The 14,057-nt window shown below is 64.8% G+C and carries 12 protein-coding genes; 9 read left to right on the top strand and 3 right to left on the bottom strand.

Annotated elements, in window-relative coordinates; genetic code table 11:
• Positions 1-273 precede the first annotated feature (273 nt).
• Positions 274-1,530, top strand: coding sequence for an MFS transporter (locus NLM32_RS32090; protein WP_254132731.1), 1,257 nt, complete (start codon positions 274-276; stop codon positions 1,528-1,530).
• Between the two features lie 93 nt (positions 1,531-1,623).
• Here the strand turns inward: NLM32_RS32090 and NLM32_RS32095 are convergent, their stop codons facing one another.
• Positions 1,624-2,298 (bottom strand): Crp/Fnr family transcriptional regulator, encoded by a 675-nt coding sequence (locus NLM32_RS32095; protein WP_254132732.1) that lies wholly within the window; start codon positions 2,296-2,298, stop codon positions 1,624-1,626.
• Positions 2,299-2,635: 337 nt separating this feature from the next.
• On the opposite strand from NLM32_RS32095, the gene NLM32_RS32100 reads away from it, so the two are divergent.
• Complete coding sequence (locus NLM32_RS32100; RefSeq protein ID WP_254132733.1) at positions 2,636-3,457, top strand: ABC transporter ATP-binding protein; 822 nt, start codon at positions 2,636-2,638, stop codon at positions 3,455-3,457.
• On the top strand, positions 3,454-5,385 hold the full coding sequence (locus NLM32_RS32105; RefSeq protein WP_254132734.1) for a long-chain fatty acid--CoA ligase: 1,932 nt from the start codon (positions 3,454-3,456) through the stop codon (positions 5,383-5,385). Before NLM32_RS32100 ends, NLM32_RS32105 begins: the two co-directional genes overlap by 4 nt.
• 68 nt (positions 5,386-5,453) lie before the next feature.
• On the opposite strand, the gene NLM32_RS32110 is transcribed toward NLM32_RS32105, so the two are convergent.
• Positions 5,454-5,819 carry an endonuclease domain-containing protein gene (locus NLM32_RS32110; RefSeq protein ID WP_254132735.1) on the bottom strand — a complete coding sequence of 122 codons (366 nt, stop codon included), beginning with the start codon at positions 5,817-5,819 and terminating at the stop codon, positions 5,454-5,456.
• Between the two features lie 86 nt (positions 5,820-5,905).
• On the opposite strand from NLM32_RS32110, the gene NLM32_RS32115 reads away from it, so the two are divergent.
• The 4 genes from NLM32_RS32115 (at position 5,906) to NLM32_RS32130 (ending at position 10,195) form a co-directional block, all read left to right on the top strand.
• Positions 5,906-6,799 (top strand): branched-chain amino acid ABC transporter permease, encoded by an 894-nt coding sequence (locus NLM32_RS32115; RefSeq protein WP_254132736.1) that lies wholly within the window; start codon positions 5,906-5,908, stop codon positions 6,797-6,799.
• Positions 6,800-6,802: 3 nt separating this feature from the next.
• Positions 6,803-7,876, top strand: a complete 1,074-nt coding sequence (locus NLM32_RS32120; RefSeq protein WP_254132737.1) for a branched-chain amino acid ABC transporter permease — start codon at positions 6,803-6,805, stop codon at positions 7,874-7,876.
• Between the two features lie 45 nt (positions 7,877-7,921).
• Positions 7,922-9,205 (top strand): ABC transporter substrate-binding protein, encoded by a 1,284-nt coding sequence (locus tag NLM32_RS32125; RefSeq protein WP_254132738.1) that lies wholly within the window; start codon positions 7,922-7,924, stop codon positions 9,203-9,205.
• 150 nt (positions 9,206-9,355) lie between these two features.
• Positions 9,356-10,195 (top strand): ABC transporter ATP-binding protein, encoded by an 840-nt coding sequence (locus NLM32_RS32130; RefSeq protein WP_254132739.1) that lies wholly within the window; start codon positions 9,356-9,358, stop codon positions 10,193-10,195.
• 60 nt (positions 10,196-10,255) lie between these two features.
• Here the strand turns inward: NLM32_RS32130 and NLM32_RS32135 are convergent, their stop codons facing one another.
• Positions 10,256-11,407 (bottom strand): AGE family epimerase/isomerase, encoded by a 1,152-nt coding sequence (locus NLM32_RS32135; protein ID WP_254132740.1) that lies wholly within the window; start codon positions 11,405-11,407, stop codon positions 10,256-10,258.
• An 86-nt stretch (positions 11,408-11,493) separates the two neighbouring features.
• Between NLM32_RS32135 and NLM32_RS32140 the strand changes: the two genes are divergently transcribed.
• Positions 11,494-12,717 (top strand): phenylacetate--CoA ligase family protein, encoded by a 1,224-nt coding sequence (locus NLM32_RS32140; protein ID WP_254132741.1) that lies wholly within the window; start codon positions 11,494-11,496, stop codon positions 12,715-12,717.
• A 125-nt stretch (positions 12,718-12,842) separates the two neighbouring features.
• Positions 12,843-14,024 carry a glycosyltransferase gene (locus NLM32_RS32145; protein ID WP_254132742.1) on the top strand — a complete coding sequence of 394 codons (1,182 nt, stop codon included), beginning with the start codon at positions 12,843-12,845 and terminating at the stop codon, positions 14,022-14,024.
• Positions 14,025-14,057: the final 33 nt, after the last annotated feature.

Consider the following 14,057-nt stretch of genomic DNA (forward strand, 5'->3'; position numbering starts at 1 on the left):
TCCGCGATCTGCTGGACCGATCCAATCGGCCCAGAATGGGCTCGGTGCGCAGGAAGTGCAAGCGGCGGACCGGGCTACCCCTCCCGTAGGGGACCCGCACGGCGAGGCGACGTCGTGGATGGGCACGCGAACGGCAGCTGCTGCGCGCCAACCCGCAGCCACATGCTGGCATGCGACAGCGTCAATTGACACAACCACCATCGCCGCTACCCTGACGGACAGAAGAACAAATAATTAAGGGCCGGGAATCGCCGTGAAACCCGTCAACGCATCTTGAGCACACCCACAAGACCATCCGCGCTCGCGCCATTCCGCATCCGCAACTATCGCTTCCAGTGGCCGTCCGACCTGCTCACCTCATGGGCGTTCGAGATCGAGACGCTGGTGCTCGGCTGGTACATCCTGGTCGAGACGGGCTCGGTGCTGCTGCTCACCATTCTCGCATCGCTGCAATATGTCGGGACGTTGGTTGCGCCCGTGCTCGGGATGGTCGGTGATCGCATCGGTCATCGCGATCTTCTCGTGGTGCTGCGTCTCACCTATACGGTCCTCGCCTCGACCATCATGCTGCTGGCGCTGACCGGTCACCTCGCACCGCTCAAGGTGATGATCATCGTGACGATCATGGGTCTGATCCGCTCCTCGGATCTCGGCCTTCGCAGCGCACTGCTAGCCGACATCATGCCGAGCGAGCTGCTGGTGGGGGCGATCAGCCTGTCACGCACCACCCAGGACAGCGCGCGCATCGCCGGGGCGCTGACCGGAGCCGGACTGTTCGCGACCTTCGGCATCGGCAAGGTCTACATGGTGATCGCCTGCCTGTATTTTGCGGCCGCTGTTCTCATGTTCTGCCTGACACGACCGGCGAAGTCTGCGGAGCATCGCCTGGTGGAAAGCCATTCGGGCTCGCGGCTGCTGCGCGATCTCAAGGAAGGCATCGTTTATTCCTGGAACGGTCCCGCCATGCTGGCAGCGCTTTGCGTCGCGTTCCTCGCCAATCTCACCGCATTTCCGCTGACGAATGGATTGCTGCCCTTCATCGCGCGCGACATCTTTCATACCGACCAGACCGGCCTCGGTTATCTCTCGGCGAGTTTCGCCCTCGGCTCGCTGATCGGCTCCATCACACTCAGCCTGGTGGGTGGCCTGCGCATTGCCCGGCTTCTGATCGGCGCCACGCTAGCCTGGTACACGTTGCTGCTGGTGTTCGTCGAAATCAGGACCATGCCTGTGGCCATGGCCTGCCTCGTGCTGGCCGGCATCGCCCAGAGCATGTCGATGATCTCGGCAGCCGTGATCCTGATGCGGACGGCGAGCGCACACCTGCGTGGCCGCGTCATGGGAGTGCGCATGATGGTGATCTACGGCCTGCCGATCGGATTGCTCGCGGCCGGCAGCCTGATCGACGTCATCGGCTATTCCGCAACGGGGTCGCTCTATGCAGCGGCGGGCTTCATCGCGATGCTGGCCATCGCCATCCGCTGGCGCGCCGACCTCTGGCCGGTGCACGCGCCCGCCAATGCGCGCTAGAGTCGCGTTCCGATGAATCGGAACGCGACTCTAGATTCTCATTTTGACGCGTTTTCTCAACGCGAACCGGCATCCACTTCGCTCGAAAACGCTCTAGTCCCCGTATCCGCGCAGCCGTTCGACATTGAGGATCGTGACACCGCCATATTCGAGCCGCAGCAGCCCTTCCTTCTCCAGCCGGTTCAGCGCGCGGTTGGCGTTCTGCCGCGACATGCCGGAGAGCGCGCCGATCTCCTCCTGGGTAATCTCCAGATGCGCGGTCGATTCCGGATAGAGGATCGGATTGAACAGCGAGGCGATGCTGCGCGCGAGGCGCGAAGTCGCATCGAGCGTGCGGTTGACCTCGAGCATGCCGATGAACTGGCCGAGCCGCTCGTTGAGCTGGCGCACCAGGAAGCGGTTGAAGCCGACACTGTTCTCGAACAGCCACATGAAGGCGCTGCGCTCCATCAGCGCGACCCGGCTGTCGCGCAGCGCGACCACGTCGTAGCGGCGCGGCTCGTTCTTGAGCACGCTGCCTTCGCCGAACCAGGCGCCCGCCGTAAGCCCCGCAAGGCTCGTCTCCTTGCCGTCACGCGAGACGCCGCCCATGCGGGCAAGGCCGCTCACCATGCCGGCCCAATAATCGAATTTGTCGCCGCGCATGAACACGGTCTCGCCGGTGCCGTAGGACCGCTCCGTGATCCCGGCGCGGGCCACCTCGATCTCCGCTGGCGTGAGCTCGCGCGACCAGGCGGCCACGCGCTTCAGTTGATCCTCTGAAATCATGATCGAGAGGCCAGCCGCACCGTTTCGTCACTCCATCCTTCTGCTGCACTGCAGCACGATCGTTCCGGCCCCCATCCGACGAAAGGAGTAAGCCGCTGCAGCCCTGAAAACTTTGTCGCAGAATTGTCAGGCCGGAGACATTTCAAAATAGCGCTTTCCCCTATTGAGAGCCACCTCGGGTGATGCGGCTTTTGATCCCAAACGGGGACGAAAGTGGCGCGGCTCCGGTCGGGACCATGTGTTGCATGGCCTCACCGGCACGACCGTACTAGGATTGCCCGAGAGGAACGGACGAAGAGCGCCACTGAATGCGCCATCACCGGGAGGGATTTGTTTGGTGGCTACCAGTCTCGAAGTGCGCGGCGTGTCCTTGCGGTTCGGCGGCGTTCGCGCGCTGACCGACGTCAGCTTCGCCATCAACGAGGGCGAGCTGTTCTCGATCATCGGCCCCAACGGGGCCGGCAAGACCTCGATCGTGAATTGCATTTCCGGGCGCTACAAGCCGACGGAAGGCCAGCTGTTCTACCAGGGCCGCGACATTACCGGCCTGACGCCGAATGCGCGTCCCAAACTCGGCATCGGCCGCACCTTCCAGAATCTGGCGCTGTTCCACCACATGAGCGTGCTCGACAACATCATGGTCGGCCGCCACCACCTGTTGAAGAACAATTTCCTCACGGGTTCGCTCTACTGGCTCACCGGCGCGCGCAAGGAAGAGCTCGAGCACCGCCGCAAGGTGGAAGAGATCATCGACTTTCTCGACCTCCAATCGGTGCGCAAAGCTACCGCCGGCACCCTCTCCTACGGCCTGCGCAAGCGCGTCGAGCTTGCGCGTGCCATGGCGCTGGAGCCACGCCTCATCCTCCTCGACGAGCCGATGGCCGGCATGAACTTCGAGGAGAAGGAGGACATGGCCCGCTACATCGTCGACCTCAACGAGGAATTCGGCATGACGGTGGTGATGATCGAGCACGACATGGGCGTGGTGATGGACATCTCCCACCGCGTCATGGTGCTGGATTTCGGCCGCAAGATCGCCGAGGGCGACCCCGCCGCCGTGCTCGCCGACCCCCACGTCAGGCGCGCCTATCTCGGCGAGGAAGACGAGACGCTGGTCGATCCGGACGATGCTCCTCCGGCGCAGGAGAGCGCGGCATGATGGATTACGCAGCCCGCGTCGCCCAGGCCGACACCTATCCGAAAATGCTCCGGCTCAATGCAAAGGAGCACGGCAACGAGATCGCGCTGCGCGAAAAAGATCTCGGCCTCTGGCGCCCCTTCACCTGGAACGATTACCAGACCCGCGTGCGCGACTTCGCGCTAGGCCTGGTCGAACTGGGCCTTGGCCGCGGCGATGTCATCGGCATCATCGGGGATAACCGTCCGGACTGGGTTGCGGCGGAAGTGGCGGCGCATGCGATCGGCGGATTGAGCCTCGGGCTCTATCGCGATGTGCTCGATGAAGAGGCCTTGTATCTCCTCAACTATGGTGAAGCGCAGCTCGTTTTCGCCGAGGACGAGGAGCAGGTGGACAAGCTGCTGGCGCTGGCCGAGCGCGTGCCGCGGCTCAAGCACATCATCTACTCCGACCCGCGCGGGATGCGGAAATATGACGACCCGCGCCTGATGTCGGCAGAAAAATTCGCCGAGCTCGGCCGTACCAGGGCCGCGCGCGAGCCGGAGCTTTACGACAGGCTGGTCGATGCCACCAAGGGGGAGGATGTTGCGATCCTCTGCACCACGTCGGGCACGACGTCGCATCCGAAGCTCGCCATGCTCGCCGCCGGCCGCGTGCTCGGCCATTGCGCGACCTATCTCGCCTTCGACCCGAAAGGCCCCGACGACGAATATGTCTCGGTGCTGCCGCTGCCCTGGATCATGGAACAGGTCTATGTGCTCGGCAAAGGCCTGCTCTGCCGGATGAAGATCAACTTCGTCGAAGAGCCGGATACGATGATGAACGATCTGCGCGAGATCGCGCCGACATTCGTGCTGTTCGCGCCGCGGGTCTGGGAATCCATCGCGGCAGACGTCCGCGCCAAGGTGATGGATGCGACGCCGTTCAAGCAACGGCTGTTCGACATCGGCATGAAGTCGGGTTTGGCCGCGCTCGAACAGGGCAAGCGCTCGGGCTTTGCCGATGCGATCCTGTTCCGCGCGCTGCGCGACCGGCTCGGTTTCACGCGGCTGCGCTCGGCCGCGACCGGCGGCGCGGCGCTCGGGCCCGACACCTTCAAGTTCTTCCAAGCCATGGGCGTGCCGCTGCGCACGCTCTACGGTCAGACCGAGCTGCTGGGAGCTTACACGCTGCATCCCGCGGGCAAGGTCGACCCTGACACGACGGGCGTGCCGATGGCGGACAGCGTCGAAATCCGCATCGACAATGCCGACGTCCACGGTGTCGGCGAGATCGTGGTGCGGCATCCCAACATGTTCCTCGGCTATTACAAGAATCCCGAGGCCAGCGTCGCCGACATCCGCGACGGCTGGATGCTGTCGGGCGATGCCGGCTATTTCAACGCGGACCGCCAGCTCGTCGTCATCGACCGCATCAAGGATCTCGCGGAGACCTCGCGCGGCGAGCGCTTCTCGCCGCAATTCATCGAGAACAAGCTGAAGTTCTCGCCCTACATCGCGGAAGCCGTGGTGCTGGGCGCCGGCCGCGACGCGCTCGCCGCGATGATCTGCATCCGCTACTCCATCATCTCGAAATGGGCGGAGAAAAACCGGCTCTCGTTCACGACGTACAGCGACCTCGCCTCGCGGCCCGAAGTCTACAGGCTGCTCCAGAAGGAAGTCGAGACCGTCAACGCCACGCTGCCGCCGGCACAGCGCATCTCGCGCTTCCTGCTGCTCTACAAGGAGCTCGACGCCGATGACGGCGAGCTCACGCGCACGCGAAAGGTGCGCCGCAGCGTCATCAACGAGAAATACGAAGGCATCATCGACGCCATCTATCGCGGCGCAGCCGACATCCCCGTCGACACCGTGATCCGCTTCCAGGACGGCACCACGCAGCGCGTGCGCACGACGCTCCGCGTGGTAGATCTGGGCGGACACGGGCCCATGGCGGAGGCCGCGGAGTGAGACAGGTATCCGTCGCGAACGGTGCTGCCCTTCGCCTCTCCCCGCTTGCGGGGAGAGGCCGGAGCGCGTCAGCGATCCGGGTGAGGGGGAGTCTCCGCGAGGGCGGTGACAATCGTTTCGAGAACCCCGACCAGATTGGTCGACACATCGTTGTTCCAGAACCGCAGCATCCGATAGTTTCGATCGGCCAGCCATTTGTCGCGCACGGTGTCGCGCCGGCTGTCGGCGTGCTGGCCGCCATCCACCTCGACGATCAGGCGCGCCTCGCGGCAAATGAAGTCAACCGTGCACGGACCGATCGGCTCCTGCCGGACGAACTTGTAGCCGTTCAACCTGCGGGCACGCAGGCGGTACCAGAGTTTTCCTTCCGCATCCGTCAGCGCAGCTCGCAGGCCTCTTGCGCGCTCCGTCTTGCCTTCATCAGCACCTCGCATGCGGAGACTCCCCCTCACCCGCCGCGCGTTCCGCGCGTCGGCCTCGCCCCGCAAGCGGGGAGAGGCGAAGATAACACGGAACCGACATGAACAGCGCTTTCCTCATCCAGCTCCTGGTCAACGGCCTCGTGGTCGGCACGCTCTATGGCGTGGTCGCGATGTCGTTCGTGCTGATCTACAAGGCGACGCAGGTCGTCAATTTTGCGCAAGGTGAATTGCTGCTGGTCGGCGCTTGGGTGTGCTGGGCGCTGCTCGCCAAATACCAGGTGCCGTTCTGGATCGGCATGCCGATGACGCTGGTGTTCATGTTCGTGTTCGGCATCGCGATCCAGGTGTTGATCCTGCGGCCGATGATCGGCGAACCCATTATTTCTGTCATCATGGTGACGATCGGCCTCTCCACCGTGCTGCAGGCGACGCTGAAATGGATGTTTGGCGTCAATCCGCAGCCGTTCCCGCGCGTGTTCGAGAGCCAGTCGGTCGGCCTGTTCGGCCTCCAGATCCAGACCGTCTATGTCATGAGCCTGGTCGTGTCGGTCGCGATGATGATCGGCATGGCCTGGTTCTTCCGCGCCTCGAAATACGGCCTCGCGATGCGCGCTACCGCGTTCAACCAGCAGGTGGCGCAGTCGCTCGGCATTTCCGTGAAAAGCGTGTTCGCAATGGCCTGGGCGATTTCGGCGACAGTGTCGGCGGTCGCCGGTGTGGTGGTTGCGGTCGTAAACGGCGTGTCGTCAGGCCTTGCCGCCTACGGCATAAAAGTGTTTCCGGCGGCGATCCTCGGCGGGCTCGATTCCGTCGGCGGCGCGGTGCTCGGCGGCATCATCATCGGGGTGCTCGAGAACGTCGCGCAATATGTCGACAGCCAATACCTGCACTGGGGCAATCTCTACGAGATCGCGCCGTTCTACGTCCTCATCATCGTGCTGATGATCAAGCCTTACGGCCTGTTCGGCACCCACGACATCGAGCGGATCTGATCCATGGCCGGCCCTGCCCTCATCCCTGCTGGTGATTTCCGCACCTCCTACGCGGCCGACACCACGATCTTCCCGACCACGACCAGCCGCAACTTTGCGATTGTTGGCGTCTTGCTACTTTGCCTCGTGCCGCAGGTCCTCGGCGGCTACTGGCTCAGCATCCTGATCCAGATCGGTATCTTCTCGATCGCGGCGCTCGGGCTGAACATCCTGGTCGGCTTCACCGGCCAGATCTCGATCGGGCATGCCGCCTTCTTCCTGCTCGGCGCCTTCACCTCGGCCTACATCTCCAACAACGCGCCGATCCCGGTGTTCTTCGCGATCCCGCTCGCCGGTGTCGTCACCGCGCTGGTCGGGTTGATCTTCGGCATTCCGGCGGCGCGCCTGAAAGGGCTTTACCTCGTCATCGCAACGCTGGCCGCGCAATATATCCTGCTCGACTTCTTCTCCCGCGCCGAATGGTTTTCGGGCGGGTCCGTCCCGGCGAGCGCCGAGCCGTTCTCGATCTTCGGCTACACCTTGCGCGGCGATAAGCAATATTTCTACGTCGTGCTGGCCTATGTGCTCTTCAGCTACATCCTCGTCACGAATTTGATGCGCACCCGCGATGGCCGCGCGCTGGTGGCGATCCGCGACCATTATCTCTCCGCCGAGATCATGGGCATCAACCTCACCAAATACCGCACGCTGTCGTTCGGGCTCGCCGCCTTCTTCGCCGGCATCGCCGGCGCGCTCTACGCGCATTACCAGCTGGTGGTCTCGCAGGAAGGTTTCGGCATCGAGCGCTCGATCCTGTTCCTCGCCATGATCATCATCGGCGGCACCGGTTCGATCATGGGCACGCTGATGGGCACGGCCTTCGTGGTGCTGTTGCCGGAATCCATGGAGTTCATCAGCCTCTCACTGAAGGGCGGCGCGATCGACAAGGCGTTGTCGCTCAACAACAACATCACCTTCCTGCGCGAGATCGCGATCGGGGTGATCATCATCGCGTTCTTGATGTTCGAGCCGGACGGGCTCGCGCATCGCTGGCGGCAGATCAAGGCATACTGGAAACTCTACCCGTTCTCGCACTGAGCGCGGGCTGCTTCACTTAAACAATAAAACCGGAGGAACCGACCCATGACAATGAAGTCCCTTTTGAGCACCGCATCGCTCGCGCTTGTGATCGCGGCCTTCTCCTCGAGCGCGCAGGCGCAGATCGCGATCGGGCATCTCGCCGACTATTCCGGCGGCACCTCCGACGTCGGCACGCCCTATGGCCAGGCCGTCGCCGACACCTTTGCCTGGGTCAACAAGAACGGCGGCGTCGGCGGCAAGCAGCTCAGCGTCGACACCAACGATTACGGCTACCAGGTGCCGCGCGCGATCGCGCTCTACAAGAAATGGTCGGCGCCGGACAGCAAGGTCGCCGCGATCATGGGCTGGGGCACGGCTGACACCGAAGCGCTGACCGGCTTCCTCGCCCAGGACAAGATCCCCGACCTCTCCGGCTCCTATGCCGCCGCCCTGACCGATCCCGAAGGCACCAGCGGCAAGGCCAAGCCCGCGCCCTACAATTTCTTCTACGGCCCGAGCTATTCGGACTCGCTGCGCGCGATGCTGATCTGGGCCGCCGAGGACTGGAAGGCCAAGGGCAAGCCCGGTAAGCCGAAATTCGTCCACATGGGCGCCAACCATCCCTACCCGAACGCGCCGAAGGCCGCCGGCGAAGCGATGGCGCAGGAGCTCGGTTTCGAGGTGCTGCCGCCGCTGGTGTTCGCGCTCGCGCCGGGTGACTACAGCGCGCAGTGCCTGAGCCTGAAATCCTCAGGCGCCAACTACGCCTATCTCGGCAACACCGCGGCCTCCAACATCTCGGTGATGAAGGCCTGCAAGACCGCCGGCGTCGAGATCCAGTTCCTCGGCAATGTCTGGGGCATGGACGAGAACGCCGCCAAGACCGCGGGTGATGCTGCCAACGGCGTGATCTTCCCGCTGCGCACGGCGGTGAGCTGGGGCGGTGACGCGCCCGGCATGAAGACGGTGATGGAGATCTCCAAGATGTCCGACCCCACCGGCAAGGTCTATCGCCCGGTGCACTACGTCGCGGCCGTTTGCTCGGCGCTCTACATGAAGGAGGCGCTCGACTGGGCCACCAAGAACGGCGGCGCCACCGGCGACAACGTCGCCAAGGGTTTTTACCAGAAGAAGGATTGGGTGCCGGCCGGCATGGAAGGCGTCTGCGCGCCTTCGACCTGGACCGACAAGGACCATCGCGGCACGCTCAAGGTCGAGCTCTATCGCACCAAGATCTCGGGCGCGACCGACGGCGACCTCAACGACCTCATGGCCAAGGGCACGATCAAGCTCGAGAAGGTCAAGACCGTCGAGCTGCCGCGCAAGCCGGAACTGCTGGGCTGGTGATGCAATCTCGGACGTCATGGCCGGGCAAAAGCGCCAAGCGCGTCTTCGCGCAGATGTCCCGGCCATCCACGTCTGACCTCACCCACAAAGTACGTGGATGCCCGGGACAAGCCCGGGCATGACGAGCGCAGCAAATTGGCGGCACCGAACATGACCGACATCATCGAAGCATCCCGCGCCAAACCGACGGCCGTGGCCCCCGCTCCCCTCCTCGCCGTGCGCAACATCGAGGTCGTCTATGACGACGTCATCCTGGTGCTGCGCGGCCTCAGCCTCGACGTGCCCAAGGGCGCGATCGTGGCGCTGCTGGGCGCCAACGGTGCCGGCAAGTCGACGACGCTGAAGGCGATCTCGGGGCTGCTCAAGACCGAGGACGGCGAGGTCACGCGCGGCGAGATCCTGTTCGAGGGCGAGCCCATCGCCGGCATCGATCCCGACAAGATCGTCCGCCGCGGCATCTTCCAGGTGATGGAGGGCCGGCGCATCGTCGCCGACATGACGTCGCTGGAAAACCTCAGGCTCGGCGCCTTCACGCGCAGGGATCGCGAGGTCGATGCCGACCTCGATATGGTCTTCAACTATTTCCCGCGCCTGAAGGAGCGCACGGGACTGGCCGGCTATCTCTCCGGCGGCGAGCAGCAGATGCTGGCGATCGGCCGCGCGCTGATGGCACGCCCGAAGATGATCTTGATGGACGAGCCGTCGATGGGCCTGTCGCCGCTGCTGGTGAAAGAGGTGTTCTCGATCATCCAGAAGATCAACCGCGACCTCGGCGTCACCATCCTGCTGGTGGAGCAGAACGCGCGCGCCGCGCTGTCGGTGGCAAGCCACGGCTACATCATGGAGCAGGGCAAGGTCGTGCTCGACGGCACCGCCGACGAGCTGCGCGACAACGAGGACGTCAAGGAATTCTACCTCGGCGGCGCCGGCGACCAGCGCAAGAGCTTCAAGAACCTGAAGAGCTTCAAGCGGCGCAAACGGTGGCTATAGCGTTTTCGAGCGAAGTGGGACCCGGTTCGCGTGAAGAAAACGCGTCAAAACAAAATGACTCTAGCTCAGCACCTGCTCCGCTTCCGTGACCGCGCAGAGAACATGATAGAACGACGACGCAGGAATGGTGTCGACCAGCGATTTGCCGTCGCTGTCGAACTGGTCGTACCAGCCGCCCCGCACGGGATGGCTGAGATAATGCCGTTCGAGCCGCACCAGCGACGCACGCGCTTCCTCCGCCGCACCCGCCTCGCCCGACTCGGCCTGCGCGATCCACGCCTTCGCGATCTCGGTCTGCGGCCACAGCCGGCGCGTCGCGCGGCGGATGTTGCCGGTATCGTCGCCCTCGTCGACGAGACAGCCGGTGGCCGTGTCGCGATAGCGCAGCGCCGTCGCCAGCAGCTCTGCGCGCCGCTGTCCGGTCGGACAGCCCGTGATGCGTTCAAATCCCTTCAGCAGCCAGACCCATTCCGCCTGGTGGCCGGCCTCGACGCTGACCGGCTCGATCTTCGACCAGTCCTCCTCGAAATATTCGCCGAGCGCGCATTTCCGCTTGTCGTAGAGATTGGCGAGGAACAGCGCGAAGAATTCGCCGGCGCGGTTCTGGAACGACAGATCGTGGGTCGCGTCGAAGCACGCGATCATCGCCTCGAACAGATGCATCTGCGGGTTCTGCCGCCGCGGCAGCGACACCGGCAGGCTCTCATGCACGCCGCCATGCGGCGAGCGCAGATGGCCGTCGAGGAAGCCGAGCAGCGCATCGATCTCGGCGCGGATCTGCGCGTCCTGGTCGAGCGCATAGACGGTTGCCAGCGCAAACAGGATGAAGGCGTGGTCATAGGCGTCGCGCCGCGCATCGAGCACCGCGCCATCGGGCGTCAGCCGGTGGACATAGCCGGGCTTGCCGTCCGGCGCCTTGGCCTTTGCCAGCAGATGCTCGAGCCCCTTCAGCGCGATGGCGCGACCTTGCGGATACCAGCCCATCTGCGCCGCCTTGGCGTAGCACCAGATCTGGCGCGCTTGCACGAACACGCGCCGCGGCGCGGCTCTGTCGGCCGTGCCGTCGCGGTGCAGCCGATCGATGAAACCGCCCATTTCATGGTCCCAGCCGACGGTCGACCACAGCGGGATCGCGTCCTCGATCATGCGGCGCTTCAGGCGCGCGACGACCCCCGCCGCTTCTTCCGCCGGAATGATGCTCTCGTCCGCCATTGCGTCCTCTCCACGCCCCGCCAATGGCCGTCTGATACCCATGCGAGCGGCGGCGTGCAACGGATGCCAACCCGGAAAGACCTGTCATGACCGCCCATTACGACGCCCTCGAGACGCGCGAGCCAGCGGCGCGCGAGGCCGAGCTGTTCGCCCGCCTGCCAGGCCTCCTGCGCAGCGCGATGAGCGCGCCCGCCTATGCCGAGCGGCTGAAGGGCATCGATCCCGCCGCGGTGACCTCCAGGACGGCGCTGGCCGGCCTTCCCGTGCTGCGCAAGTCGGAACTGCCTGCCCTGCACAAGGCCTCCCAGCCCTTCGGCGGGTTCGTGGCGGCGGCCCCGGGGTCGTTTGCCCGCCTGTTCACCTCGCCCGGCCCGATCTTCGAGCCGGAGGGGCGGCAGGCCGATCCCTGGCGCGGCGCGCGGGCGCTGTTCGCGGCCGGATTCCGCCCCGAAGACATCGTGCTCAACACCTTCAGCTACCACCTCACCCCCGGCGGCTTCATCTTCGACGCCTCGGCGCGCGCATTGGGTTGCGCGGTGATCCCGGCCGGCCCCGGCAACACCGAGCAGCAGTTCGAGCTGATCGAGGCCTACCGTCCCGTCGGCTATAGTGGGACCCCCGATTTCCTGAAGATCCTGCTCGATGCCGCAGTGACCGCGGGCCGCGACATCTCCTCGATCAAGCGCGCGCTGGTTTCGGGCGCGGCGTTTCCGCCCTCGCTGCAGGCCGAGATCAAGGCGCGCGGCATCGACGCCTACCAGGCCTTCGGCACCGCCGATCTCGGCCTCATCGCGTTCGAGACCGAGGCGCGCGACGGCATGGTCGTGAACGAGGATCTGATCATGGAGATCGTCAAGCCCGGCACCGGCGATCCCGTGTCCCCCGGCGATGTCGGCGAGATCGTGGTGACCTCGCTCGATCCGCACCATCCCTGGATCCGGCTGGCGCTCGGCGACCTCACCGCGGCGTTGCCGGGCTCGAGCAAATGTGGTCGCACCAACATGCGCATCAAGGGCTGGATGGGCCGCGCCGACCAGACCACCAAGGTCAAGGGCATGTTCGTCCGCCCCGAGCAGGTCGCCGAGATCGCCAAGCGCCATCCCGCGCTCGGACGGCTGCGCCTCGTCGTCACCCGCCAGGGCGAGGCCGATGCGATGACGCTGAAAGCCGAGGCGGACACATCAGGCGATGCACTGCGCGAGGAGATCGCAGGCACCCTGCGGGCCGTGACCAAGCTCGGCGGCGCAGTCGAGCTGGTCAGCCCCGGCGCATTGCCGAACGACGGCAAGGTGATCGCGGACGAGCGGTAGGTCCCGCGCCGCCGGATTTCAGGCCGCCCGGACATTGTGCACGGTCCGTGAATGGGCTATTCGACCCGCAAATGAGCCTCCGCCGGGACATCACTCGCAAACTCGCGAACGGGACGCGCTAGGCCGTGCGCGTTCTCGTCCTCAACGCAGATTATCAGCGCTTCCTCGCCTGGCTGTACCGGCGCCATCCGGGCCTCGAGAATTCGAGCTACGACGCGCAGATGGCAGCGCGCAACGCCAGCCTGTTCGGCGTGGCCGACTTCTACTCGCGCAATTTCGAAGCCCTCGGGCACACGGCCGCCAACATCCACGTCAACAACGGCTGGATGCAGACGGCATGGGCGCGCGAACATGGCATCAGCGTGACGCCATCGCCGCCGCCGGGCGCCGCCGTGAGCGATGCCATCCCGGGATGGCTGCAACGCGCCGTCGCGCCCTTCAAGCCGGTGTTGAGGCCGCTCGCCCGCAAGATCGGCCTGAGCCCGCGCCTCGACGCGCAGTCCGAACAGATCCTGCTGGCGCAGATCGAGGACTTCAAACCGGACCTGATCCTCAACCAGGATCTCTTCCACGTCGACACGCGACTGGTGCGTCGGATCAAACAGATCTGCCGCCCCACCATGGTCGGCCAGGTTGGAATCGTGCCCTCGCGCGGCGAAGACTGGTCGGTCTACGATCTCCTGATCTCGCAAATCGCCGCGGTGGTGGATTTCTTTCGTCAACAAGGCGCTCGCTCGGAGGTCATCCATCTGGGATTCGAGCCTGCGATCATCGACGTTCTTCCGCCTGCACCAGAGCGCAGCATCGACGTCTCGTTCGTGGGCGCCGTATCGGCCGATCACCAGCAGCGCGTGGCGCAGCTGGAAGCTGTCGCGCGCCGCTACGATCTGAAACTGTTCGGCAGCGGCCTGCATACGCTGCCCGCCTCGTCACCGCTTCATCGCTGTTACCAGGGCGAGGTGTGGGGCGTGGACATGTATCAGGCGCTGCGAGCCTCGCGCGTGACGCTCAACTCGCATATCGACATGGCCGGACCGGAAGCCGGCAATGCGCGGCTGTTCGAAGCAACCGGTATCGGCGCCTTCCTGCTCACCGACTTCAAGGACAATCTGCACACGCTGTTCGAGCCCGGCCGCGAGGTCGCTGTCTGGCGTTCCGCCGACGATTGTATCGCGCAGATCGATCGCTATCTCAACGATGAGCCCGCGCACCAGGCGATCGCTGCGGCCGGACAGGCCCGCACGCTTTCGAGCCACACCTTCCGCCAACGCGTCGAGACCATCCTGCGGCTCGCCGAGCGGACCTAGCAGCGCTCCCGCAATCCCCGATCGCCTGATCTT

It is taken from the genome of Bradyrhizobium sp. CCGUVB14 (assembly GCF_024199935.1).
Classification (GTDB): domain Bacteria; phylum Pseudomonadota; class Alphaproteobacteria; order Rhizobiales; family Xanthobacteraceae; genus Bradyrhizobium.

Excerpts from the sequence above, each read along its gene's own strand:
- NLM32_RS32095 (WP_254132732.1), bottom strand. The coding sequence starts at position 2,298 with ATGATTTCAGAGGATCAACTGAAGCGCGTGGCCGCCTGGTCGCGCGAG.
- NLM32_RS32105 (WP_254132734.1), top strand. The coding sequence starts at position 3,454 with ATGATGGATTACGCAGCCCGCGTCGCCCAGGCCGACACCTATCCGAAA.
- NLM32_RS32110 (WP_254132735.1), bottom strand. The coding sequence starts at position 5,819 with ATGCGAGGTGCTGATGAAGGCAAGACGGAGCGCGCAAGAGGCCTGCGA.
- NLM32_RS32115 (WP_254132736.1), top strand. The coding sequence starts at position 5,906 with ATGAACAGCGCTTTCCTCATCCAGCTCCTGGTCAACGGCCTCGTGGTC.
- NLM32_RS32120 (WP_254132737.1), top strand. The coding sequence starts at position 6,803 with ATGGCCGGCCCTGCCCTCATCCCTGCTGGTGATTTCCGCACCTCCTAC.
- NLM32_RS32125 (WP_254132738.1), top strand. The coding sequence starts at position 7,922 with ATGACAATGAAGTCCCTTTTGAGCACCGCATCGCTCGCGCTTGTGATC.
- NLM32_RS32130 (WP_254132739.1), top strand. The coding sequence starts at position 9,356 with ATGACCGACATCATCGAAGCATCCCGCGCCAAACCGACGGCCGTGGCC.
- NLM32_RS32135 (WP_254132740.1), bottom strand. The coding sequence starts at position 11,407 with ATGGCGGACGAGAGCATCATTCCGGCGGAAGAAGCGGCGGGGGTCGTC.
- NLM32_RS32140 (WP_254132741.1), top strand. The coding sequence starts at position 11,494 with ATGACCGCCCATTACGACGCCCTCGAGACGCGCGAGCCAGCGGCGCGC.